Annotated in this window: 23 protein-coding genes and 2 pseudogenes; 12 read left to right on the top strand and 13 right to left on the bottom strand. The window is 40.4% G+C overall.

Features of this window, described 5'->3' with window-relative positions; all coding sequences use genetic code 11:
- From rsxC to rsxA, 3 genes are all read right to left on the bottom strand, one after another.
- Nucleotides 1-1,813, bottom strand: a 1,813-nt coding sequence (gene rsxC / locus HMPREF0027_RS08145) for an electron transport complex subunit RsxC (protein WP_005624039.1), incomplete at its 3' end; no start/stop codon positions are given.
- A complete protein-coding gene (rsxB, locus tag HMPREF0027_RS08150; RefSeq protein ID WP_005624040.1) occupies nucleotides 1,806-2,426 on the bottom strand; it encodes an electron transport complex subunit RsxB in 621 nt (206 codons plus the stop codon). The genes rsxB and rsxC, both read right to left, overlap by 8 nt.
- Entirely contained in the window at nucleotides 2,426-3,007 is a 582-nt protein-coding gene (gene rsxA, locus HMPREF0027_RS08155) for an electron transport complex subunit RsxA (protein WP_005624041.1), read from the bottom strand. Before rsxA ends, rsxB begins: the two co-directional genes overlap by 1 nt.
- Nucleotides 3,008-3,253: 246 nt before the next feature.
- On the opposite strand from rsxA, the gene HMPREF0027_RS12700 reads away from it, so the two are divergent.
- The 9 genes from HMPREF0027_RS12700 (at nucleotide 3,254) to HMPREF0027_RS12235 (ending at nucleotide 10,650) form a co-directional block, all read left to right on the top strand.
- Entirely contained in the window at nucleotides 3,254-3,991 is a 738-nt protein-coding gene (locus tag HMPREF0027_RS12700; protein ID WP_244261862.1) for a TolC family protein, read from the top strand.
- Nucleotides 3,992-4,050: 59 nt separating this feature from the next.
- Nucleotides 4,051-4,566 carry a TolC family protein gene (locus HMPREF0027_RS12705; RefSeq protein WP_005624045.1) on the top strand — a complete coding sequence of 172 codons (516 nt, stop codon included), beginning with the start codon at nucleotides 4,051-4,053 and terminating at the stop codon, nucleotides 4,564-4,566.
- 1 nt (nucleotide 4,567) lies between these two features.
- Nucleotides 4,568-5,140, top strand: a complete 573-nt coding sequence (locus HMPREF0027_RS13160; protein ID WP_005624047.1) for a type I secretion system permease/ATPase — start codon at nucleotides 4,568-4,570, stop codon at nucleotides 5,138-5,140.
- 128 nt (nucleotides 5,141-5,268) lie between these two features.
- The gene (locus tag HMPREF0027_RS13165) at nucleotides 5,269-6,474 is read left to right on the top strand and encodes a peptidase domain-containing ABC transporter (protein WP_005624048.1); all 1,206 of its coding nucleotides are present in this window, start codon (nucleotides 5,269-5,271) and stop codon (nucleotides 6,472-6,474) included.
- On the top strand, nucleotides 6,467-6,784 hold the full coding sequence (locus HMPREF0027_RS13170) for a hypothetical protein (RefSeq protein ID WP_420834422.1): 318 nt from the start codon (nucleotides 6,467-6,469) through the stop codon (nucleotides 6,782-6,784). The genes HMPREF0027_RS13165 and HMPREF0027_RS13170 overlap by 8 nt, the downstream gene beginning before the upstream one ends.
- Nucleotides 6,762-7,982: an HlyD family type I secretion periplasmic adaptor subunit gene (locus HMPREF0027_RS08170; protein WP_005624053.1), complete on the top strand. Its 1,221-nt coding sequence runs from the start codon at nucleotides 6,762-6,764 to the stop codon at nucleotides 7,980-7,982. Before HMPREF0027_RS13170 ends, HMPREF0027_RS08170 begins: the two co-directional genes overlap by 23 nt.
- Before the next feature lie 219 nt (nucleotides 7,983-8,201).
- Complete coding sequence (gene nrdG / locus HMPREF0027_RS08175) at nucleotides 8,202-8,669, top strand: anaerobic ribonucleoside-triphosphate reductase activating protein (protein ID WP_005624055.1); 468 nt, start codon at nucleotides 8,202-8,204, stop codon at nucleotides 8,667-8,669.
- A gap of 4 nt (nucleotides 8,670-8,673) precedes the next feature.
- A complete protein-coding gene (gene nrdD / locus HMPREF0027_RS08180) occupies nucleotides 8,674-10,455 on the top strand; it encodes an anaerobic ribonucleoside-triphosphate reductase (RefSeq protein WP_005624057.1) in 1,782 nt (593 codons plus the stop codon).
- A 27-nt stretch (nucleotides 10,456-10,482) separates the two neighbouring features.
- Nucleotides 10,483-10,650 (top strand): hypothetical protein, encoded by a 168-nt coding sequence (locus tag HMPREF0027_RS12235; RefSeq protein ID WP_005624059.1) that lies wholly within the window; start codon nucleotides 10,483-10,485, stop codon nucleotides 10,648-10,650.
- 346 nt (nucleotides 10,651-10,996) lie between these two features.
- On the opposite strand, the pseudogene HMPREF0027_RS08190 reads toward HMPREF0027_RS12235, so the two are convergent.
- Nucleotides 10,997-11,510: pseudogene (locus HMPREF0027_RS08190) on the bottom strand (HAD-IA family hydrolase).
- Between the two features lie 9 nt (nucleotides 11,511-11,519).
- On the bottom strand, nucleotides 11,520-12,428 hold the full coding sequence (gene rdgC / locus HMPREF0027_RS08195; RefSeq protein ID WP_005624067.1) for a recombination-associated protein RdgC: 909 nt from the start codon (nucleotides 12,426-12,428) through the stop codon (nucleotides 11,520-11,522).
- Between the two features lie 252 nt (nucleotides 12,429-12,680).
- Here rdgC and proC point away from each other — a divergent pair, with 252 nt between their 5' ends.
- The 3 genes and pseudogenes from proC to citC all read left to right on the top strand — a co-directional run bounded on the left by proC (nucleotide 12,681) and on the right by citC (nucleotide 15,720).
- Nucleotides 12,681-13,502, top strand: coding sequence for a pyrroline-5-carboxylate reductase (gene proC / locus HMPREF0027_RS08200; RefSeq protein WP_005624071.1), 822 nt, complete (start codon nucleotides 12,681-12,683; stop codon nucleotides 13,500-13,502).
- Nucleotides 13,499-14,671 (top strand): 3-phenylpropionate MFS transporter, encoded by a 1,173-nt coding sequence (locus tag HMPREF0027_RS08205; protein ID WP_005624073.1) that lies wholly within the window; start codon nucleotides 13,499-13,501, stop codon nucleotides 14,669-14,671. Before proC ends, HMPREF0027_RS08205 begins: the two co-directional genes overlap by 4 nt.
- Nucleotides 14,664-15,720 (top strand): annotated as a pseudogene (citC, locus tag HMPREF0027_RS08210) ([citrate (pro-3S)-lyase] ligase). Before HMPREF0027_RS08205 ends, citC begins: the two are co-directional and overlap by 8 nt.
- 72 nt (nucleotides 15,721-15,792) lie before the next feature.
- On the opposite strand, the gene mnmA reads toward citC, so the two are convergent.
- The 8 genes from mnmA to HMPREF0027_RS08250 form a co-directional block, all read right to left on the bottom strand.
- Nucleotides 15,793-16,962: a tRNA 2-thiouridine(34) synthase MnmA gene (gene mnmA, locus HMPREF0027_RS08215; protein WP_005624079.1), complete on the bottom strand. Its 1,170-nt coding sequence runs from the start codon at nucleotides 16,960-16,962 to the stop codon at nucleotides 15,793-15,795.
- Between the two features lie 241 nt (nucleotides 16,963-17,203).
- The gene (gene nqrM / locus HMPREF0027_RS08220) at nucleotides 17,204-17,449 is read right to left on the bottom strand and encodes a (Na+)-NQR maturation NqrM (RefSeq protein ID WP_005595875.1); all 246 of its coding nucleotides are present in this window, start codon (nucleotides 17,447-17,449) and stop codon (nucleotides 17,204-17,206) included.
- 12 nt (nucleotides 17,450-17,461) lie between these two features.
- Nucleotides 17,462-18,502, bottom strand: a complete 1,041-nt coding sequence (locus HMPREF0027_RS08225) for an FAD:protein FMN transferase (protein WP_044024477.1) — start codon at nucleotides 18,500-18,502, stop codon at nucleotides 17,462-17,464.
- A gap of 213 nt (nucleotides 18,503-18,715) precedes the next feature.
- A complete protein-coding gene (gene nqrF, locus HMPREF0027_RS08230) occupies nucleotides 18,716-19,945 on the bottom strand; it encodes an NADH:ubiquinone reductase (Na(+)-transporting) subunit F (RefSeq protein WP_005624083.1) in 1,230 nt (409 codons plus the stop codon).
- Between the two features lie 10 nt (nucleotides 19,946-19,955).
- Nucleotides 19,956-20,552 (bottom strand): NADH:ubiquinone reductase (Na(+)-transporting) subunit E, encoded by a 597-nt coding sequence (gene nqrE / locus HMPREF0027_RS08235; RefSeq protein WP_005624085.1) that lies wholly within the window; start codon nucleotides 20,550-20,552, stop codon nucleotides 19,956-19,958.
- 1 nt (nucleotide 20,553) lies between these two features.
- The gene (locus HMPREF0027_RS08240; RefSeq protein ID WP_005624087.1) at nucleotides 20,554-21,177 is read right to left on the bottom strand and encodes an NADH:ubiquinone reductase (Na(+)-transporting) subunit D; all 624 of its coding nucleotides are present in this window, start codon (nucleotides 21,175-21,177) and stop codon (nucleotides 20,554-20,556) included.
- Nucleotides 21,177-21,950: a Na(+)-translocating NADH-quinone reductase subunit C gene (locus HMPREF0027_RS08245; protein ID WP_005624090.1), complete on the bottom strand. Its 774-nt coding sequence runs from the start codon at nucleotides 21,948-21,950 to the stop codon at nucleotides 21,177-21,179. The genes HMPREF0027_RS08240 and HMPREF0027_RS08245 overlap by 1 nt, the downstream gene beginning before the upstream one ends.
- Before the next feature lie 2 nt (nucleotides 21,951-21,952).
- Nucleotides 21,953-23,185: an NADH:ubiquinone reductase (Na(+)-transporting) subunit B gene (locus HMPREF0027_RS08250; protein ID WP_005624092.1), complete on the bottom strand. Its 1,233-nt coding sequence runs from the start codon at nucleotides 23,183-23,185 to the stop codon at nucleotides 21,953-21,955.
- Nucleotides 23,186-23,188 lie beyond the last annotated feature (3 nt).

Consider the following 23,188-nt stretch of genomic DNA (forward strand, 5'->3'; position numbering starts at 1 on the left):
CCGCTTGTTCCGGCGCTTGCTGAGCCGCTTTCTTCGCTCTTGCACGCGCTAATGCTGCTGCCACCGCGGCTTTCTTAGGATCAGTCTCTTCCACTTGCTGCACAGCATTGATAGAAAGATTGTCATTTACTTCATTTGTAACTTCAGCTTGTTTTGCCAAACGTCTTGCTCGGCGCTGCGCCATTAATTCGCTATTATCCGGCTCTCCATTGGCTTTTATATCAGCTTTTGCATGAACTGGTTCCGCTAATTGTGCTTCCGCTTTTTTCGCTTTGATACGAGCGAGTGCGGCTGCCACCGGATCTTCTCCGGCTGAATTTGCAATTTCTTCTCGGCGTTTATCTGCTGCTTGTGCGATACGTGCAGTTCGAGCGTCTTTTTCTTTTTGTAAACGAGCTTCTCTGGCTTCAAAACGAATTTTCGCTTCTTCCGCTTTTTTCGCTTTTTCCTCGATTTCCGCTATTTTGGCTTTTTCTTGGCGGAAATATTGGATCAAGGGAATGTAGCTCGGGCAGACATAAGCACAAACGCCGCATTCGATACAAGCGTCTAAATGGTATTCCTTCGATTTATCATGATCATCCGAACGAGAAAACCAATAAAGCTGCTGCGGCAATAATCCGACCGGACAAGCATCAGAGCAACTTGAGCAACGGATACAGCTACGTTCAGGCTCCGGCGGCGCATATTCAAAATGATCCGGCGCAATAATACAGTTGGCGGTTTTGGTAATCGGCGCTTGTAATGATTTCAGAATAAAACCGGTCATCGGCCCACCTAAAAAGACAGGGAAACGGCTATCCGCTTGATAATCCACTTGCTCCAATAAATGCTGAATCGGCGTTCCGAGTCTTGCCCACACATTACCTTTGTTGCGAATTTTATCGCCAGTCAGCGTCACTACTCGTTCAATCAACGGTTCATCGTCCATTACCGCACGTTTAACCGCAAATGCCGTACCGACATTGTGCATCACAATGCCCATTTCGATAGTACGTTTACCCTGCGGAATTTCTAAACCGGTTAAGACTTGTACCAACTGATCCGATGCACCGGAAGGATATTTGGTCGGAATTGGTTGAACATGAATATCATCCGAACCTTTTAGCGCTTTTTGGATCGCTTTAATCGCTTTCGGTTTGTTATCTTCAATCGCCAGTACCACCTCTTCCGGACGCAACACATAGCGTAAAATGCGGATACCTTCGATCAATTCAGCAGTGTAATCTTGCATCAAGCGGTCATCGCAAGTGATATAAGGTTCACATTCCGCACCGTTAATAATCAGTAATTTACAACGCTTATCCGCTAAGCTTAATTTAGATGCGGTAGAAAATACCGCCCCACCCAATCCAGCAATGCCGTATTGGTAAACTTTTTGGATAATTTGATCGCTTGTCAGTGTTAAGAAATCATCAATCGGCTGACGCTCAACCCATTCGTCTTTGCCGTCTGTTTCTATAATCACCGTGACTTCCGGCAATCCTGACGGATGTGCGGACACGTGTGGTTCAATACCGAGTATCGTACCGGATGTCGGGCTATGTACCGGCAATTGACGAAAATTATCACCTTTAGTCAGCGCCTGACCTTTTAAAACTTTATCGCTGACATTGACGATTAATTCGCCAGCCCAGCCCGAATGTTGAACTACAGGGACATAGAAAAACTTAGGTAAATGTAAGCTGCGAATCGGCTTTTGATTCGATTGCTTTTTGTTTTCCATCGGGTGAATACCGCCCGGATACGCCCACAATTTACCGGTTTGTTTAGTTTGACGAATGCGCTCAAGAACTAAATTAGGATTAGACATCTTTTGCTCCTTTTTCAGTTCCGATAATCATTTTTTTCTGTAACTCCGTAGTATTTACGATAGGGATAATCAGATTTTCATCAAATTGCCAATTCCAAGAACGAGCGCTCGGCTTCACTTTAATCATTTCAATACAATTGGTCGGGCAAGGCGCTACGCATAATTCGCAACCGGTACATAAATCCGCAATAATGGTGTGCATTGCTTTATTTGTGCCGATAATCGCATCCACCGGACAAGCTTGGATACACTTGGTACAGCCGATACACATATCTTCATGCACAAATGCCACTTTCACTTCCGGCTCTTCCACGCCATCCATTGCCGGTACTTCTACGCCCATCAAATCAGCAATTTTCACCACCAACGGCTGACCGCCGGGTACACATTTAGTGATTTGATCTCCATTAGCGATAGCTTCCGCATAAGGCTTACAACCGGGGTAGCCGCATTGACCGCATTGGCTCTGAGGCAACAATGCGTCAATTTGGTCGACAATCGGATCTGCTTCCACTTTGAGTTTAATTGACGAATAGCCTAATACCGCCCCAAAAATTAAAGCAATCACGGCAATAGCAATTAAGATGTAGGTGATAATTGGTAAGTCTAACATTAGATTTTCACCAATCCTGTAAAGCCCATAAAGGCAAGAGACATTAATCCAGCAGTGATTAAAGCAATTGAAGCGCCTTGGAAGGGACGCGGCACATCCGCCGCCACAAGGCGCTCACGCAATGCTGCGAAAAGCACTAACACTAACGAAAATCCAGCTGCCGCCCCGAAACCATATAAAACCGATTCCACTAAATTATTTGCTAAATTTACATTTAATAATGCCACCCCCAGTACCGCACAGTTGGTGGTAATCAGAGGTAAATAGATCCCAAGTAAACGATAGAGAATCGGACTGGTTTTATGAACGATCATTTCTGTTAATTGCACTATCACAGCAATCACTAAAATAAAAACTAAAGTACGTAAAAACTGTGCTTCAAGTGGTGCTAAGATAAATGTCTCGACCAAATAAGCTGATAACGATGCCACCGTCAACACAAAAATTGTCGCCATTCCCATACCAATCGCAGTTTCTACTTTTTTCGACACGCCCATAAATGGACAAAGTCCTAGGAATTTCACTAGGACAAAGTTGTTTATTAAAGCAGTACTGATAACTAACAATATATAATCGAGCATAGAATCCACAAAAGAAAGGTTCAATTTATTACAAAACAAGCGGTTAATTTTACGCCAAATTTTGCAAAAAACAGTAAAATTTTAACCGCTTGTAATACATCAAGCTAAAAATTCCGGTTATTATCCTGTCTTTTGCTATTTCTAACAATAAAAAATATTCACTATCTTGATCTTTATTAGTTTTGCTTGCATTACTATATGATTTTTATGAATTTTTTTAGAACATATTTCCTTATTTTCAGTCTAATGCGTGCTAGAATATTTGCTACCCATTTTATTTCTGCTGAATATTTCTCCCTGAAAAAATCTTATTATACTTTATTAAGTGTTGGATTATTTTTATTCACCCCATCACTCTCTCAGGCTGAAAGTTTAAAACAAATTTTACAATATGCTTTAGCTGAAGATCCCAGTTTAGAAGAAGCTCGTGCGCAAATTCGTATTGCAGAGAGCCAAACTAAGATTTCAGAGGCAGGACATCAACCCGTTATTTCCTTAAGCCAAAATGGTGTTATTGCTCAAAAGCATACTTACCAGGGCAAACGCCGTTCAGAGCCAAGTTTAAATGGACGTGTAAATCTCTATGCTTGGGGCGCAATTGAAGCAGAAATCGCTCGCGATAAATATAGAACGGATTATTATCAACATAAATTTTATGAAACCCGAGAATTAATAGGGCAACGAATCGGCCAGCTTTATCTAAGCGCATTAAGAGCGAAAGAAAACATTGCGATCTATCAAGAAAGTTTCGACCGCCATACAAAATTAGTAGAAGACTTAAAAGTGATCGTTTCTTACGATAATGGTCGAGCCTTTGAATTAACCGAAGCACTCTCTCGTCTGAATCAAGTTGAATCCAATATTGCACGCCAAGAACGAGTACTTTCTACCAGCTTGAGTCAATTAGCTCGCTATACTAAAAAAACCTCGATGAACATTCATTACAAGATCCTTTTTCTTCACAGGATACGCATGCTTTTCTAAAACGCTACCAAAATAATGATCTCTCAGCTAACCCAACCTTTTTAGCACAACAAAAAGAAGTGAAAAGTAGTGAGTCGGCAGCAAAAGCAGCTGAAACTCGCCGAATGCCATCTATTAACTTAGAAGGGTCTGCAAGTCGCCATGAGCGAGAAGTTTATGTTGGTGTATCTTGGGATATTTATAACCAAGCAAGTAAATATGAAGTGGAAAAAAGCCAATACACTAAAGCAGCGGCTGAAGCAAAATTACGTGAAATTCAATTAGATGTGACGGAAAAAGCTCGTACGGCAGAATTAGAAATGTTCCGCTCACAAAAACTGGCGAAAACAACACAACGTCAAATTAAATTACAACGAAAAGTTGTTGATGATACCGAACTACAATTTGATATTGCGACAAAATCATTACTTAATTTGCTGGATGCATACCAAGAATTAACCAGTGTACAAGCGGAAGAAGTTGCAGCACGCAATGATTATCGAGATGCTGCTTTACTCTATTTGGTTTCTCAAGCCAAAGTAGCAAGTTGGGCTGGTTTTAGCACTCTGAACTTAACGGAAGAAAAAGGTAAATAAATTGAAAGCGATTATCGACCACTTAGATCATATCACTCAATTACACGGTTCGCCGGTTGCTAAAGAGGCGCTTTCCGCGCAAGTGATACGAGAACAAAACCTCAATGTAAATTTTCAGTCCTTAGTAGAAGTTTTACGTTCACATAGATTTGAAAACCAAATTTCTCATCGTGACTTAAAAGATATTCCTTCGCTTTCAACCCCAGTATTGCTGGTCTTACAAAATGAAGAAGCGGCGATTGTCACGAAAATTGAAGGTGCAGGTAAGGACAGAATTTATCATCTGTATCAAAATGGCATCACACATAGTGTATCTGCCGATTCACTTACTCAGAATTATTTAGGATATTGTTGGTTTATTAAGCCTCAAACAGGCAAAGATCAACGTTCCGAATTGCCGGAGTACCATATGCCAAAAGCTTGGTTCTGGAAGGTAGTTTGGTGTTTCCGTTCTTATTATTATCAAGTGATCTTAGTAACGTTTATCATCAATTTCTTAGCCTTAGTCAGCTCACTTTATGTGATGAACGTTTATGATCGAGTAATTCCAAATAAAAAGTATGAAACCCTTTGAGCATTAAGTATCGGCGTAGTACTTGCGATTAGCTTTGAACTAGCTGCTAAATTAATTCGAGCACATCTCACTGACATCGCCGGCAAAAAGCCGACTTACTGATAAGTTCAGCTATTTTCAGACGGGTTATGGGGCTACGTTTAGTCGATAAACCGGCATCTTCCGGTTCTTATGCCAACAACTTACGTGAATTCGAATCCGTTCGAGAATTTATGACCAGCGCAAGTTTACTGGTATTAGTTGACTTGCCTTTCGTATTGTTATTTATTTTTGTGATTTTCTTGGTGGGTGGTTCCTTAGCGCTCGTGCCATTGATCATTATCCCAATTGTAATGATTGTCGGCTTTGCGGTACAACCGAAAATTGCTGAAAACATTAATAAAACCATGCGCGAAAGCTCGCAACGACAAGGTTTAGTTGTGGAAGTGATTGACGGTATTGAAACCTTAAAAACCAATAATGCGGCAAATTGGGCTCAGCAACGCTGGGATTCTTATACGGCAAAAACGGCCGCAACACAAATTAAGGTCAAAGATTTAAGTAATTTTGTAGTAAATTTTTCAACGGCAATGCAGCAACTGAATACAGTTTTCTTAGTTGTCGTCGGGACTTACCTTATCCATGCGGAAAATGAAGCGTCTCGTATTACGATGGGTGCATTGAGCGCTTCCGTGATTCTTTCCGGCCGAGCATTAGCGCCATTGTCACAAATTGCCGGATTGGCAACGCGTTTCCAACAAGCTCGTCTAGCGTTAAAAGGCTTGGACAGCATTATTGAGCGTCCAACCGAGCGAGATCCGGAGCGTAAATATATTACTCTGTCATCGGTACAGGGACATATTCAATTTAACCAAGCACATTTCCAATATTCGGAGCAAGGTAACGATATTGTTTCAGGGTTGAATTTACAGATAAAACTGGGTGAGAAAATCAGTATTTTAGGCAGAATCGGAAGCGGCAAAACAATACTACTTAAATTGGCTTCAGGTTTATACGAACCAAGCAAAGGTAACGTTACATTAGATAATGTAGATTTACGCCAAATTGATCCAAACTTCTTACGTAACCAAATAGCACTGTTTAGCCAGTCGCCTCACTTATTTTTAGGTTCATTACGTGAAAACTTAGATTTAGCGCGTACTGACAATTTCGCCAGTGACCAAGAGCTATTACTGGCGCTACGTCGTTTCGGCTTAGATCGCATTATCCAGCGGCATCTTCGCGGTTTGGATATGCCTTTAGGTGAAAATGGACAAGGCTTATCCGGCGGTCAAAAACAATTTAGTAGCCTTAGCACGCTTAACTTTAAAAGATCCAAAAGTAGTTTTGCTTGATGAACCGACCAGCGATCTTGACCAAGGCTCGGAAATGATGGTGTTAAACGCTTTTGCGAATTGGACGAAAAATCGTACGATGCTGGTAGTTACGCATCGTCCGCAAGTATTACGAATTGTTGAGCGAGTAATCGTGGTAGAAAATGGCAAAATCGTATTAGATGGTCCTCGTGATACCGTGTTAGCAAAATTGCGTGAGAATGAACAAGCAAAAAAACAACAAAATTCGACCGCTACTACTAAACAAGCAGAACCTGTAGCAACACAATCTCAAGGAAGTGAAAATAATGAGCAACCAAGAAAAAATTAGTCAAGCAGATCTTGCTTTAATTAACGATCTGAATGCTGCGATGCAGACCGAAAAACATCGTGGCATATTTGCTGTGATTATCTTGTTCTTCGCTTTTCTCGTGGTCTTCGTAATTTGGGCATATCATAGTCCATTGGAAGAAGTCACTCGCGGGCAGAGTGTTATCCCGACCAGTCGTGAACAAATAGCACAGAGTCTTGATCCCGGCATTATTCGCGAAATGAAAGTAAAAGAAGGCGATATTGTCGAAAAAGATCAAATTTTACTAACTTTGGACGATACCCGTAGTTCTGCAATGCTGCGAGAAACTAAAGCGAAAGTGCTTAATCTACAAGCGGTTTCAACTCGTTTACAAGCTGAAGCTTATGGTATGCCGCTTAAATTTAGCACTGATATTCCTCGTGATATTCAAGCGCGCGAGAAAGCCGCTTATCAAGCTCGTTTACGAGCTATGAGTGATGCGGTGAAAGGTTTAACACACAGTAAAGCACTATTGGATCGTGAAATTGCACTCACCTCGCCAATGGTAAAAAGAGGTGTAATGTCCGAAGTTGAATTACTACGGACTAAGCATCAATCGGCCGATTTAGCACAACAAATTGCAGAGCGTAAAAATCGTTATGCTGCTGAAGCGAATGAGGAATTAGTTCGAACAGAATCTGAATTAGCACAAGCGAAAGAAACGCTGGCGATGTATGCGGATCCGGTTGAACGTTCGCAAATCAAAGCTCCGCTACGTGGTATTGTGAAAAATATCAAAATCAATACAGTTGGCGGTGTGGTTCAAGCCGGACAAGATATTCTGGAAATTATACCGTTGGATGAAAAATTGTTAGTACAAGCCTATATTAGCCCTAAAGATGTCGCATTTATTCGAAGCGGGCAACTTGCTCTAGTTAAAATCAGTGCCTATGACTATGCAAGTTATGGCGGACTTGAGGGAAAAGTGACGCTTATCAGCCCAGATACCTTGCAAGATGATCGAACTCAGAGTACGTTAAAATTAAATCCGGATGAGTCTTACTACCGTATTTTAGTCGAAACCAACGAAAGTAAAATTTTCGATAAAAATGGCAATCCGCTTGAGATTACGCCGAGTATGACCGCTACAGTTGATATCCGAACTGGTGAAAAAACAATTTTCCAATATCTGATCAAACCGATTACGCGTATGAAGCAAGCAATGCAAGAGCGCTAAATCATTCTCATTTTAATAAGGCTGTCTGATCTTCAGGCAGCCTTTTTTATCACAAAAATTTACAATCCGTTATCCGCTTTATTTTTCCGTCACTTAGCAAATTGCAACCCCTCCCCTGCAAATTTTTTGATTTTATTTTCAAAAAAAATAACTACAATACACAACATATTGTGTCATCAATAAAAAATAACACAATATATAGTAACAATTTTATAACAAATGAAAAACCTCAGATTCTGCTCAGAACAAATTGTTTGGCAAGAAGTGCCGCACGAAACCTCACTCGCCTTCTTAATTACTGGCTGCCCGTTAGGCTGTAAAGGCTGCCATAGTACAGAAAGCTGGAAGGTTGGAAGCGGTCAAATTTTGACAAAAAATTACCTCATCGAGCAATTAAATAAATACCAAGGCTTAATCAGCTGCGTACTTTTTATGGGTGGCGAGTGGCTACCCGAACAACTTATTCCGCTACTGAGTTACTGCAGAAAAAGAGGGCTACAGACTTGCCTTTATACTGGGCTTGAACGAAATGAGCTTTCTGCAGAGTTGCTTTCGCAATTAACCTACCTAAAAACTGGGCGTTGGATAGCAGAAAGAGGCGGTCTAAATAGTCTTACCACCAATCAACGATTTATCGATTTACGCACCGGCGAAAATCTAAATCACTTATTTAGCAAGGGAGTTTAATCATATGATTCGCTTACAACCTAATCAACTTGAAGGCAAATTAGGCTTTATTGATCATTATCTGCACGCAAAAAATGCGGCGGACGGCTCCAAAATGGATGCGAATGCCAATGTGACCCAAAAAAACATTGCCACCATGGAAAATGAAATGATGAAAGACTTCTTTGTGCAAATTAACCGTGCCAAAGTGAGTCACAAAATTGCAGAATTATTTGATGAAGAACTTGCGGGCGAATACCTACGTCAAATTGAATCACACGAAATCTACGTACACGATGAAACTAGCCTCAAGCCATATTGTGTTTCAGTAACAATGTACCCATTCTTACGTGACGGACTCACCAAATTAGGTGGTGAATCTAAAGCACCAAAACATCTTGCTTCATTTTGTGGTTCGTTTGTGAATTTCGTGTTTGCGGTCAGCTCACAATTTGCCGGAGCGGTTGCTACCGTTGAGTTTCTCATGTATTTTGACTATTTCGCGCGTAAAGATTTTGGCGATAACTATTTAGAAACCCACCGTAGCGAAATCGAAAACCACCTACAACAAGTGGTTTACAGCATTAACCAACCGGCCGCTGCACGAGGTTATCAAAGTGTGTTTTGGAATATCTCACTTTATGACAAACACTACTTTGAAGCGATGTTCGGTAATTTTGTGTTCCCTGATTTTGAACGTCCAAATTGGGAAACCACTGCTGCCTTACAAATTTTCTTTATGAAATGGTTTAACCAAGAACGCTCTAAAGCGATTTTGACTTTCCCCGTGGTAACAGCCGCAATGCTGACCGAAAATGGTAAATGTAAAGACAACGAATTTGCCGATCAAATGGCGGAAGAGCTTTCACAAGGTAATTCATTTTTTATCTATCAATCCGATAACCCTGATTCACTCGCTTCTTGTTGCCGTTTACGTAATGAAATCTCGGATCACACATTCTCTTATTCATTGGGTGCTGGCGGCGTGGCGACCGGTTCGATTAACGTCATTACTATTAATATGAACCGTTTAGTGCAAGATGGACGCAATTTAGAAGAAGAAGTCGGCAAAATTCATAAATACCAATATGCTTACCGTAAATTAATGGAAGAATATTTAGCAGCGGGAATGCTACCGGTTTATGATGTGGGCTTTATTTCTTTAGATAAGCAATTCCTCACGATCGGCATTAACGGAATGGCGGAAGCGGCCGAATCACAAGGCTTAACCGTTGGTTATAATCCTGATTATATGCAGTTTGTACAAAGTCGCTTAAAAGTGATTTTTGAAGCAAATCAGACCGCTTCCAAAAAATATGGTGTAAAGTTCAATACCGAATTTGTACCAGCGGAAAATCTCGGTGTAAAAAATGCCAAATGGGATAAAGCGGACGGCTATTTTGTGCCTCGTGACTGCTACAATTCTTATTTCTATGTGGTGGAAGACGAAAACACCAATGCTTTGGATAAATTCTTACTGCACGGAAAAGAACTAATTGAGTGGCTAGATGGCGGTTCAGCGCTACACCTTAATTTAGATGAAGCACTTACTCAAAGTGGCTATCGCTCATTACTTGATATTGCAGCAAAAACCGGCTGTAACTATTTTTGTATCAACGTGAAAATCACGATTTGTAACGAATGTGCACATATTGATAAACGCACCTTATGCAACTGTTCAAAATGCGGTTCACAAAATATCGACTACGGCACACGCGTGATCGGCTACTTAAAACGAGTATCCGCCTTCAGCTCCGCCCGCCAAAAAGAGCATAGTTTGCGTTTTTATCATAGAGAAGCGGCGTAATTTAATTTTAATCAAAGAGAGTAAACTATGAAATATTGGCTTGTTGGCGCATCTTGGGGTGGAATTGAACATCAAGATGAAACTTTTATTGAAAATGGTTATTGGATGCTTGGTTGGAAAAAAAATCAGCAGCCTTCACAATTTGCTAAAGGCGATACTATCAAGAAAGGAGATCGCATAGCAATAAAAAAATGAATGGTAAAGGGGCAAGAGATATCCGGATTTGTCATTTGGATATCGTAAAAGGTGTTGTCCATGACTCAGGAAAAATCATTTGTATTGTTGATTGGGTCGCGACTAATCTAAATAGAAATGTAGAAAGTAGAGGTTGCTTTGCATCCATTCACGGATCATACGACAAGGATAAATGGATTAAAGAAATATTTTGTATCTAATCAGTATGGATATCAAGCGGTTAAATTCTCTCAATATTTGTAAAAATATGAGAGAATTTAACCGCTTATTTTACCCTCATCCACCCGAGGGAAAGAGTATTTGTCATTAAGAAGTTAAGTTAATTAAAAAAGCAATCAAGAAAAAACTATCGTGCTTTTGTAATCTGATTCGTTCTCACATCAAATACGTCCATTCCGCCGGCAAGGGCGGCTTGGATACCGAGAGCAGCATCTTCAAATACCAGACAATGTTTAGGTTCAACGCCTAAACTCTCAGCACATAATAAAAAGGTTTCCGGTGATGGCTTATGTTGTTTAACATCGTCCGCATCAATAATCGTGTTGAAATACGGGCGGAGGTTAAATTTATCGAGTAATTTATAGGCTTGGATCCGATGTGCACCGGTACCGACTGCTAATGGCTTTTTGCCTGAATAATGTTGGATAATCTCAAATGCTGGCAGGAGCGAGGAATGTTCATAGGTAAGATCCATCGCAATTTTACGTTTCATTTGAACCACTTCTTCCAACAGTTCCATCGGCATGTTCGCCGGTAATCTCCCACGCCTTAGCGTGGCTTGGCATTGTATCAATGATCGTGCCGTCCATATCAAAAATTAATGCCTGATATTGATCCAAAATATCTGTATTGACTAACATAGATTTCTCCTAAATACGTTCTTTAATGCCACCAAATTCCTCAATCATTTTTTGAGTAAATAATTTGAGTTCTTCGGTCATTAACAAGAAATCTGCATCAAAACGTTGGGCAATATCTTCTTTTAAAATATCGTCATTCTTCTCACGCACTTCATCAGCGAATTTCACACGAGAAAGGGTTGCATCTTCATTCAATACGCACGAAAAATGATTCTCCCAATCAATTGCAAGTTTTGTGACAAATTTGCCCACTTGTAAATGTTGAGCAATCTCTTCGCTTTCTAGATCTTGGCGTTTGCAACGGATCACACTGTCCGTATCAAACGACTTTAACTCGGCTTCTTCCAATAAGCTCAACCAATTCGGCGTATGTCCTTTGACAATCCAGTTCGTCATCACTTCACTCGGCAATAAAGCAAATGAAATTGGCACAACAGGCAGCGAGCCCAATGTTTTACGCAATAATGCGAGTGTATCTTCTGCTCGCTTGCTTGAACCGGTATCGACATAAACTAGCTGTGCATCTAAATCCAACCAAATTGCGGTAAATTGGTGCTTACTAAATGCACGCGGCAACAACATTGCCACCACATCATCTTTGATCGCCTGTTTTTCGGTTTTCTTGAGCTTACGGGCTTCTTTTTCTTCTAAAACGGCAATACGTTCTTCCGTTGCTTTTTTCACCACATTCGCCGGTAACAGCTTATCTTCTTTATGTGAAACCAATAAAAACTGTTTGCCCTGCGAAAAATGTAATAATTCCGACCCGGAAAGTGGACTCGACCAACCGAATTTACTCATATCGCTTTGCGAACAAGGGCTAAATTTAGTTTGTTGAAGTTGCTCCTCCAAAGAATGACTTTCCAACGAAAGCAGCGAAGTCAGGCGATAAATCATGACATTTTTGAACCAGAACATTTTTATGATCCTTTTAGGGTGTTAGAATGAGTAAAATTCTAACAGATTTCTCCCTTAGGCTCTAATCAAATCTCCCTAGCCCCTCTTTTCTAGTTTGCTTGCAAACGAGTTTGAAAAGTTCGCCTCAAAAGTTAGCAATAAGCGTAGGGAGAAGGAAAATCTGGGGTCGCTTTTCTTTGGTTACTTTCTTTGGCGAAGCAAAGAAAGTGACAAAAAACAGATCAAATTGATTAACGTTAGCTGGAAATAATAATGAAACACTACCCACTTCTAGGCTTTATCGGCACCGGCAATATGGCATACGCTATTATTCAAGGCTTACTCAAAAGCCATTATCCTGCCTCACAAATCATCGCTTGTAACAAAAGCAATTTAGCTCGCCGAGCGGAATTACAAGCAGTCGGAATTGTGACAAATTTTACCAATCGTGAAGCAGTTGAACAGGCGGAAGTCGTTGTGTTAGCGGTCAAACCGCAAATGATGGCGGAGGTTTGTAGTGAATTTTCAACGGTGGATTTTTCGAATAAAACCGTGATCTCTGTCGCGGCAGGGATTTCAGTTGCTCGTTTAGAACAGCTTTTACCGACAGCAAAAAATATTATTCGCACGATGCCAAATACGCCGTCACTGATTGGTGAAGGAATGACTGGGCTATTTGCAAAAAAATCGGTAAATTCGACCGCTTGTCAATTTGCCGAAAGCTTAATGTCAGCGGTAGGAAAATGCTATTGGCTCGAACAAGAGCAACAAATCAATCATATTATTGCAGTAACCGGCTCAAGTCCTGCCTATTTCTTCCGTTTTATGGAAGCAATGCAACAAAGTGCAATGCAAATGGGATTTAGCGAAGCTGATGCACGTTTACTGGTGCAACAAGCTGCATTAGGTGCAGCAAAATTAGTCGAAGCAAATCCAAATACACCTCTTTCAACATTACGAGAAAACGTTACTTCAAAAGGCGGAACAACGGCTAAAGCATTGGAAGTTTTTGAACAACACGCATTAGCGGAAACAGTCGATCAAGCGATGTGGGCAGCTATTCACCGTACAGAAGAAATGGAGCAACAACTATGATAAAACCAACCCCATTCCAGTGGGCGGCATTTAACTTCTTTGGTTTCTTCTGTGCTTATGGCGTGCTGCTGCCCTTTTTACCGGTTTGGCTAAAACAGCATGGCTACAGCACCGAAATGATCGGTTTACTTGCTTCATTCGGCTATCTATTCCGTTTTGCCGGCGGAATGTTATCGTCACAACAAGTTAAATCGCCTAACCAATTAATTCCAACCGTACGTGTGCTGACATTATTAAATCTGCTTGCGATTATTCTCATTGCATGGTCAGTGGATTCTATTTGGTTACTATTCCCGGTACTGATGCTTTTCCATATTTTTAATGCAGGATCAATGCCTATCGGTGACAGTATCGCTTCGCTTTGGCAACAACAAGTTGACATTGATTACGGTAAAGCCCGTTTATTCGGCTCTATAGCATTTGTGGTCGGTTCGTTAAGCACAGGCTATTTAACCAGCTGGCTAGGTGAAAACTCAATTATTTGGATTATGTTCGGTTTCTTTATCTTATTAGGTTGTGGGCAATTACTTACACCTAAGGTTAGCTTTGAAAACCAGCAAGATAAGCAATCTTCATCCAACCTCAGCTATTGGCAGGTTCTCAAAGAACCAACCACATTACGTATGATGTTAGCGATTTCGCTAATTCTTGGTTCACACGCTGCTTACTATACTTATAGTACGATTCATTGGTCGGCTGCAGGCATCTCCACCCAAACCAGCAGCTTTTTATGGGGCTTTGCGGTATGTGCCGAAATTTTATTTTTCTTATTTTCTAACCGCTTATTTAAGACGTGGCGAATTTCGCATTTGATGATAATTGCAAGTTTGGCTGCAATTCTCCGTTGGTCAATTTTAGCTTCAACCACTGAAATTACCCTATTGGCGATCTCACAAGCATTTCATGCTATCACGTTCGGTATGGCTCACTATGCGATGATTCGTTATATTTCCTCCCAAAATCCGGAAAAAATCACCAAATTGCAGGGCTTATATTTTGCATTATCAAATTGTGGCTTTACGGCGATTTTTACCTTTATATCAGGCATGCTATACCAAGATATACCAAACTTTGTCTTCTGGTTGATGGCTATTATCGTTGTGCCGGCAATTTTGATCGTGCCGAAAAAATTTGAGGTGAAACTAGTGCAAGGAGAAAATCATGTCTGAATATAGTATTGGCAAAGTATTTGCTTCCGATAAAACCACTTATCAGGCAATTGATCAGCTGCTCGAACAAGAAGGCATTCGTAGAGATAATAATCTTGATTACACCTGTGCGATGTATAACAACGATGATCAAGTGATTGCAACCGGTAGCTGTTTTTCAAATACGCTACGCTGCTTAGCAGTATCTCATTAACATCAAGGTGAAGGCTTAATGAATCAAATTATTACGCATTTAATTAATGAACAATTTGAGCGAGGTAATTCACATATTTTTCTTTATACCAAAACCTCAACCAGCCAATTTTTTGCCAATTTAGGCTTTCACGAGATTGCTCGTATAGAAGGGAAAATTTCCTTTATGGAAAATCAGCGCACCGGATTTGCAAATTATTTAGCAAATTTGACCGCTTGTAGTCCGACTCCTCTCGCAAATCAACGGGTAGCTGCGATCGTAATGAATGCCAATCCGTTTACTTTGGGACATCTCTATTTGGTGGAAAAAGCCGCAAGAGAAAATGATCTAGTACATCTTTTTATGGTGTCTGAAGATAAAAGTTTAGTTCCGTTTGCAGTTCGAAAACAATTGATAGAACAGGGCGTAGCACATTTAAACAATGTGATTTGCCATGAAAGCGGTTCTTATATTATTAGTTCGGCAACCTTCCCGAGTTACTTCCAAGAAAATGATAATGCTGTGATCGAAAGTAATGCAATACTTGATCTGCAAATTTTTACGCGTATTGCCAATGTGTTAGGCATTCAACGTCGTTACGTTGGCGATGAGCCTTTTAGCCGAGTAACCCATATTTATAACCAAATCATGCAAGACAAATTACCGGAACAGGGAATCGAATGCGTTATCGTGCCTCGCAAAGAGGCGAACGAACAAATCATTAGTGCTTCTGCTGTTCGAGAGTTGATTAAAAACGGTGATTTCACTACGATGAAACAGAATGGTGCCAGAATCGACATATCAATTTTTTACCAGCGAAGTGGCAAAGCCGATTATTACACGTATTCAAGCAACAGATAATGTAAAACATTATTAAAAAAACAAACGGTCATATTTTGCAAATTTCTTACAAAATATGACCGCTTGTTTTATACAAGTAAGTTAATCCTTACTTCAATTGTTCTTCAATAACACCGCCACCTAAGCAAACTTCGCCTTGATAGAAGACCGCTGATTGCCCCGGGGTTACCGCAATTTGTGGCTCATCAAAAATCACGCGAATCGTATCATCATCCATCGGCTGAATTTCACAAGCGATATCCGTTTGGCGATAGCGCGTTTTGACCGTACAACGTACATTTTCACGAATCGGCTGACGATCCACCCAGTGTAGCTGAGTAGCGATTAAACCACTTGAAAGTAATGCCGAATTATCATGACCTTGTGCCACAACTAACACATTATTAATCAGGTCTTTTTCCACCACATAAAACGGATCTTCGCTCAAGCCTTTCACACCACCGATCCCTAAGCCTTTACGCTGACCAAGAGTATGATACATTAAACCATCATGACGACCGACAACTTTACCATCCACCGTTCTGATCTCACCCGGTTGTGCTGGTAAATAACGTGCTAAGAAATCTTTAAATTTACGTTCACCGATAAAACAAATACCGGTTGAATCTTTTTTCTTCGCTGTCGCTAAGCCAAGATCTTCAGCAATTTGACGGACAATCGGTTTCCCAATATCACCTACAGGGAATAGGCTCTGCCCTACTTGCTTATGGCTTAGTGTGTAAAGGAAATAACTTTGATCTTTATTTGCATCTAAACCACATAACAATTGTGCGTTATTATCATCACCGCTACGGCGTACATAATGGCCGGTCGCAATATAATCCGCACCTAAATCTTTCGCCGCATATTCTAAAAATGCTTTAAATTTGATTTCTTTATTACAAAGAATATCCGGATTCGGCGTACGGCCCGCTTTATATTCATTTAAGAAATGTTCGAATACATTGTCCCAATATTCTGCAGCAAAGTTGATTTTATGCAGTTTCATGCCCAATTTATCCGCCACCGCTTGAGCATCAGCTAAATCCGCCGCAGCAGTACAATAATCGGTATCATCGTCTTCTTCCCAGTTTTTCATAAACAGGCCTTCAACTTGATAACCTTGTTGTTGCAGAATAAAAGCGGATACTGATGAATCTACGCCACCGGACATTCCAATAATCACTTTCTTTTTCGCATTCTCCGCTAATTGCTCAGCGGTTAATTTAGCAAAGTGAGTATCATAAGTTTTTGAGCTAAGTTGAGTTTGATTTGTCATAATTCTCCCGTAACTTCGGTTAAGGCGAAGCACATTGGTTGGTTTACCTGATAGGTAAGTATTTACTTACACATATAGAAAACGGCACAAACCCAATGTTTGTGCCATTAAAATATTGAAAAAGAGACTGTAAGGTTTAACAATTTTTAAACCGCGTTCCCCTCTCCCTGATTTTTCTTTTATACAAAGAAAAATCTGTCCCTCTACCACAAGGGGAGAGGGATATATGTCCTTTATATTTTTATTTTACTTCATAAAATTGCGGTTCTTTACTGAAGCGTGCAACCTCTTCAGGATCAGCCGTACCATCCGCCATTTTTGCTTTCAGATTGTCACAAGGCTCTTCACAGTCACACATTTTTTTCATACCTAATGCAGTAATACCACCGCAACTGCCTTTGATTGTTTTTCCTTTTACGATAAAACCAATCGACATTGCAAAAATTACAGCGATAAAAAAGCCGAAAGTAATTAATAATGTTTCCATTGTTTACTCCAATTATTTTTGGTTAATTAATTTTTCAAATTCGCTCGACATTTTAGTTTCAAATGCTTCGCCATTCTTAATAATCAGGAAAACCGCCAACTTTTCACGTTCAGCGACTTCAAGTGCTTTTTCTGGCCCTAATACGAATAAACCTGTTGATAAACCGTCTGCTGTCATTGTTGTTGGAGCAAATACGGTAATCGAGGCTAATTTATGGTTAACCGGACGCAGTTCTTTCGGATTAATAATATGCGAAAGACGATTACCTTGTTCATCTTCGAAATAATTGCGGTAATTACCGGAAGTCGCCATCCCCAGATTATGTAATGGAACGGTAATCTGTGCCGCTTGTCCTTGCGCTAGTGTAGGCTGCTCAATCGCAATACGCCAATCAACACCTTGTAAATTTTTCCCTTTACCACGCAACTCACCACCGATTTCCACTAAGTAATTGGTTAAACCGAGGCTTTCGAGATGTTCCGCTAACTTATCTACACCAAAACCTTTTGCGATAGAAGAAAGATCTAAATAAAGATTCGGTACAGATTTTGCTAATAAAGATTTATTACTACCGGTTAATGTTAACTTTTCAATGCCAACTGCCGCTGCTCGTTCGGTAATCTGTTCTGCTGAAGGGACTTTATTTAAACGTTTGTCCGGCCCGAACCCCCATAAGTTAACTAAAGACCCAACAGTAACATCTAACGCTCCTTCAGTCACTTTATTTAATCGGATTGCTTCATTCACAACTTTTGCAAAATCAGGTGAAATTTCAACCGATTTATTAACCTCTTGCATTGCATTAAAGCGACTGATTTGCGAATCTTGTTGGTAGGTAGACATTTCATCATTAACAGTTTTCAATAAACTGTCCAATTGCTTCTGCACTTCATTCGGTGCCTCCAACTGCGCAACTTTACCGTCATCAATATATTTTACCGTATAGGTTGTGCCCATCGTTTTACCTTGTAAGGTAATTTGCTCTGGCGTTTTATTGCAAGCAGTTAACAAAATCGCTGACATTGCAAAAGTTAAAATCGATTTAAGTTTCAAATTAAACCTCTTTATTATTTTAGTAGGTACGATTTCTAGGTAAGCCATTCAGCTTACCCTTATAAATTTAAATTACTATTGAAAAAGACTGTAGAAACAAACTTTTTCACTAATAATTTAAAGCACGTCAAGCGGCGTGATTTACAAAAAACTTTGCAAATCACACCGCTTGTAAATCAGAGAGCATTTACCCTCTCTGTGTTCTATTTGGTATTAACCACCGAAGTCATCTAATAAGATGTTTTCATCTTCAACACCTAAGCTCTTTAGCATACCGATTACCGCTGCATTCATCACTGGTGGACCACACATATAGTATTCACAGTCTTCCGGTGCTTCATGATTTTTCAGATAGTTCTCATAAAGTACGTTGTGAATAAAGCCTGTGTAACCTGTCCAGTTATCTTCCGGCAATGCATCTGAAAGTGCTACGTGCCATACGAAGTTATCGTTTTCAACCGCTAATTGGTCAAAGTCTTCTTGATAGAAGATTTCACGTTTAGAACGAGCACCATACCAGAATGACATTTTACGTTTAGATTTTAAACGTTTTAATTGGTCAAAGATATGTGAACGCATTGGCGCCATACCAGCACCACCACCGATAAATACCATTTCGTTGTCAGTATCTTTCGCGAAGAATTCACCGAACGGACCAGAAATCGTTACTTTATCACCTGCTTTTAATGACCAAATGTATGAAGACATTTGACCCGGTGGAACATCCGGATTACGTGGTGGAGGCGTTGCAATACGCACGTTTAGCATAATAATGCCTTTCTCTTCCGGATATGAAGCCATTGAGTAAGCACGAATAATATGTTCGTCCACTTTTGACACATAACGCCATAAGTTAAATTTATCCCAGTCTTCGTGATACTCTTTCGGAATATCGAAGTCTTTATAATTAACTGTATGAGGTTCCGCTTCAATTTGGATATAACCACCCGCACGGAAAGGCACTTCTTCGCCTTCAGGAATTTGAAGTTTAAGCTCTTTGATGAAGGTTGCTTTGTTATCGTTAGAAATAACGGTACATTCCCATTTTTTCACACCAAAGATTTCTTCTGGAAGTTCAACATCCATTGAAGATTTTACGTTTACCTGACACGCTAAACGCCAACCTTCTTTCGCTTCTTTCTTAGAAATGTGCGATAACTCGGTTGGAAGAATTTCACCACCGCCAGATTTTACTTGTACTTTACATTGACCACATGAGCCACCGCCACCACAAGCTGACGATACGAAAATACCTTTACTCGCTAAAGCACCAAGTAATTTACCACCTGCCGGAAGCGTAATGCCTTTTTCCGGATCGTTGTTGATTGAGATGGTAATATCACCTGAATCGACTAATTTTGATTTAGCGAAAAGAATGATCACCGCAAGCACTAATACAAGAGCAGTAAATGCGATAATACCGAAAATAAAATTACTATCCACGATATGCTCCTTATAATTGAATGCCTGAGAATGACATGAAGCCTAACGCCATTAAGCCAACAGTGATAAAGGTAATACCTAAACCACGTAAACCTGCCGGAACATCAGAATATTTCATTTTTTCAGTTAAACCTGCAAGCGCAACGATTGCTAACATCCAGCCCGTACCAGCACCGATACCATAAACTACAGACTCCGTGAAGTTGTATTCACGTTGAACCATGAATGATACACCACCAAAGATCGCACAGTTTACGGTAATCAACGGTAAGAAGATACCTAATGCGCTATATAACGCTGGGAAGAACTTATCCAAAATCATTTCTAAGATTTGAACAAGTGCTGCAATCACACCGATGAACGTGATGAAGTTTAAGAAACTTAAATCAACACCTTCAACAAGTGCGCCGTCTTTTAATACGTGTGTATAAACTAATTGGTTAGCCGGTACCGCAATACCTAATACTACGATTACCGCAATACCTAAACCAAAAGCAGTTGAAACTTTCTTAGACACCGCAAGGAATGTACACATACCAAGGAAGAAAGAAAGTGCCATATTCTCAATGAATACAGACTTAACAAATAGACTTAAATAATGTTCCATCTTATTTCTCCACTTGCTCTGGTTTCCAGGTACGAATTCCCCAAATCACAAAACCGATGATGAAGAACGCACTTGGCGCTAATAAGAATAAACCGTTTGCTTGATACCAACCGCCGTTTTGAACAGTTTCTAATACGGTAATACCGAAGATTTTACCTGAACCGATTAGTTCACGGAAAAATGCTACGATGATTAACATCGCACCGTAACCTAAACCGTTACCGATACCGTCAACGAAACTTTCTACCGGACCTGATTTCATTGCAAATGCTTCAGCACGACCCATTACGATACAGTTAGTAATGATAAGACCTACGAATACAGAAAGCTGTTTTGATAAGTCATATGCATACGCACGTAAAATTTGGTCAACTAAGATTACAAGTGATGCAATGATAGCCATTTGCACAATGATACGAATACTATTAGGAATAAAGTTACGAATCATTGAAATAAACATACTAGAGAAAGCAGTAACTAAACTTACTGCAATCGCCATTACTACCGCAGTTTGTAACTGAGTAGTTACCGCTAATGCAGAACAGATACCTAAGATCTGTAATGCGATCGGGTTGTTATCCGCGATTGGAGATAACAATAACTTTTTAAGATTGTTACTCGCCATTAGTTAGCTCCCATTGCTGCTTTGAATTTCGCTAAATATGGACCGAAACCGTTAGCACCGAACCAATATTTGAATGAGCCGTCAACACCGTTTGAAGTTAATGTCGCACCAGATAAACCATCAATACCGTGATCTTTATCTGCTGAAGCACCTTTACCTACGGTTAATGCCACTTCATTGTTTGCGTTGAATAATTTCTTACCTACAAAGTTTTTCTGCCAGTTAGGGTTAGCGATTTCGCCGCCAAGCCCCGCAGTTTCACCTTGTTCATAGTAAGTAATACCATTTACAGTGTTCGCATCAGGTTGAACCGCAACAAAGCCGTACATAATTGACCATAAACCGTTACCGTACATAGGAAGTACTACTTGGCTTACTTTACCCACTTCGTCTTTTACTAAATAAACTTCCGCATATTTAGCACGTACTTTGATGTTCGCTTTATCATCAGTCGGATTGATCGCTACGTTTTGTGCAGGATCTTTCGCCGCTGCTTTCGCATCAAAGTTTGTTACGCCTTCAACATAATCACCGGTCGCTAAATCAACGATTTTAGGTTCGATGAATTTCGCATAGGTTTCTTGCACGTTTGTATTTGGCTGCATTAAACCTGCTGCTTGTAAAATGTTCTTTTGTTTATCAAGCACTTTCTGAATATCTTGCGTAGGTTTAAGCAATACTGCCGCACCCGCTACGATAAGAGAACAGATTAAACTTAATAACACAACAACGGTTAAAGTACCGCCTACGCTATCTTTATTAAATTTAGCCATTTTTATGCCGCCTTCGCTTTTCTACGTTTGATGTTGCCTTGAACTACTAAGTAGTCGAAGATCGGAGCAAATAAGTTAGCGAATAAGATTGCTAACATCATACCTTCAGGATATGCCGGGTTTGCTACACGGATAACAACACACATCACACCGATTAACGCACCGTACCACCATTTACCTTTATTAGTAAATGCCGCTGATACAGGGTCTGTTGCCATGAAGAACATACCTAATGCGAAACCGCCTAACACTAAGTGCCAATGCCATGGCATTGAGAATAGTGGATTTGTGTCTGAACCGATTAAATTAAATACGGTTGCTGTTGCCGCCATACCAACAAATACGCCAGCGATAATGCGCCATGAAGCAATACGTGTGAACACGATAATTGCCGCACCAATCATTAGCATAAGCGTTGACACTTCACCGATTGAACCAGGAATGTTACCTAAGAAAGCATCCATCCAAGTAATTTCTTGACCGGTTACTGCGTGTTTAAGCGCACCTTGACCACCTTGTGCCCATTGTGAAAGCGCTGTTGCACCAGAGAAGCCATCCGCAGCAGTCCACACTAAGTCACCTGAAATCTGTGCCGGATAAGCGAAGAATAAGAACGCACGACCCGCTAATGCTGGGTTCATAAAGTTTTTACCTACACCGCCAAACACTTCTTTCGCAACCACAACACCAAAGGTTGTAGCAAGCGCCGCTTGCCATAATGGCAATGTTGGTGGAACGATTAACGCTAATAAGATAGAAGTAACAAAGAAACCTTCGTTAATTTCATGCTTACGCACCATTGCAAATACGACTTCCCAGAAACCACCTACAAGGAAAACTGTTAAGTAGATAGGAAGGAAATACGTTGCACCGAGAAGCATTTTACTGCCCCAGCCTGCATCAGCGGTTAGTGTTGCACCTAATGCATCTGAAAAACCGTAATGCCAGTTATTTGCGATTGAATCCGCTAATGTACCTAAATGGCTTGTTGCAAGAATTGCTTGCGCACCCACGTTATACATCCCCCAGAACATTGCCGGGAATAACGCTAACCATACGATAATCATCATACGTTTAGAATCTAACGCATCACGTACGTGTGAATCTTTACGAGTCACAGTACCCGGTGTATAAAGAATGGTATATGTCGCTTCAAAAAGCGTGTACCATTTCTCATATTTTCCACCTTTGTGAAACGCAGGTTCCATCTTTTCAAAAAGATTTTTTAAACCCATTTT

Source organism: Actinobacillus ureae ATCC 25976, from assembly GCF_000188255.1.
Lineage (GTDB): Bacteria > Pseudomonadota > Gammaproteobacteria > Enterobacterales > Pasteurellaceae > Actinobacillus > Actinobacillus ureae.

Excerpts from the sequence above, each read along its gene's own strand:
- rsxB (WP_005624040.1), bottom strand. The coding sequence starts at position 2,426 with ATGTTAGACTTACCAATTATCACCTACATCTTAATTGCTATTGCCGTG.
- rsxA (WP_005624041.1), bottom strand. The coding sequence starts at position 3,007 with ATGCTCGATTATATATTGTTAGTTATCAGTACTGCTTTAATAAACAAC.
- HMPREF0027_RS12700 (WP_244261862.1), top strand. The coding sequence starts at position 3,254 with ATGCGTGCTAGAATATTTGCTACCCATTTTATTTCTGCTGAATATTTC.
- HMPREF0027_RS13165 (WP_005624048.1), top strand. The coding sequence starts at position 5,269 with ATGGGGCTACGTTTAGTCGATAAACCGGCATCTTCCGGTTCTTATGCC.
- HMPREF0027_RS08170 (WP_005624053.1), top strand. The coding sequence starts at position 6,762 with ATGAGCAACCAAGAAAAAATTAGTCAAGCAGATCTTGCTTTAATTAAC.
- nrdG (WP_005624055.1), top strand. The coding sequence starts at position 8,202 with ATGAAAAACCTCAGATTCTGCTCAGAACAAATTGTTTGGCAAGAAGTG.
- nrdD (WP_005624057.1), top strand. The coding sequence starts at position 8,674 with ATGATTCGCTTACAACCTAATCAACTTGAAGGCAAATTAGGCTTTATT.
- HMPREF0027_RS12235 (WP_005624059.1), top strand. The coding sequence starts at position 10,483 with ATGAAATATTGGCTTGTTGGCGCATCTTGGGGTGGAATTGAACATCAA.
- rdgC (WP_005624067.1), bottom strand. The coding sequence starts at position 12,428 with ATGTTCTGGTTCAAAAATGTCATGATTTATCGCCTGACTTCGCTGCTT.
- proC (WP_005624071.1), top strand. The coding sequence starts at position 12,681 with ATGAAACACTACCCACTTCTAGGCTTTATCGGCACCGGCAATATGGCA.
- HMPREF0027_RS08205 (WP_005624073.1), top strand. The coding sequence starts at position 13,499 with ATGATAAAACCAACCCCATTCCAGTGGGCGGCATTTAACTTCTTTGGT.
- mnmA (WP_005624079.1), bottom strand. The coding sequence starts at position 16,962 with ATGACAAATCAAACTCAACTTAGCTCAAAAACTTATGATACTCACTTT.
- nqrM (WP_005595875.1), bottom strand. The coding sequence starts at position 17,449 with ATGGAAACATTATTAATTACTTTCGGCTTTTTTATCGCTGTAATTTTT.
- nqrE (WP_005624085.1), bottom strand. The coding sequence starts at position 20,552 with ATGGAACATTATTTAAGTCTATTTGTTAAGTCTGTATTCATTGAGAAT.
- HMPREF0027_RS08240 (WP_005624087.1), bottom strand. The coding sequence starts at position 21,177 with ATGGCGAGTAACAATCTTAAAAAGTTATTGTTATCTCCAATCGCGGAT.
- HMPREF0027_RS08245 (WP_005624090.1), bottom strand. The coding sequence starts at position 21,950 with ATGGCTAAATTTAATAAAGATAGCGTAGGCGGTACTTTAACCGTTGTT.
- HMPREF0027_RS08250 (WP_005624092.1), bottom strand. The coding sequence starts at position 23,185 with ATGGGTTTAAAAAATCTTTTTGAAAAGATGGAACCTGCGTTTCACAAA.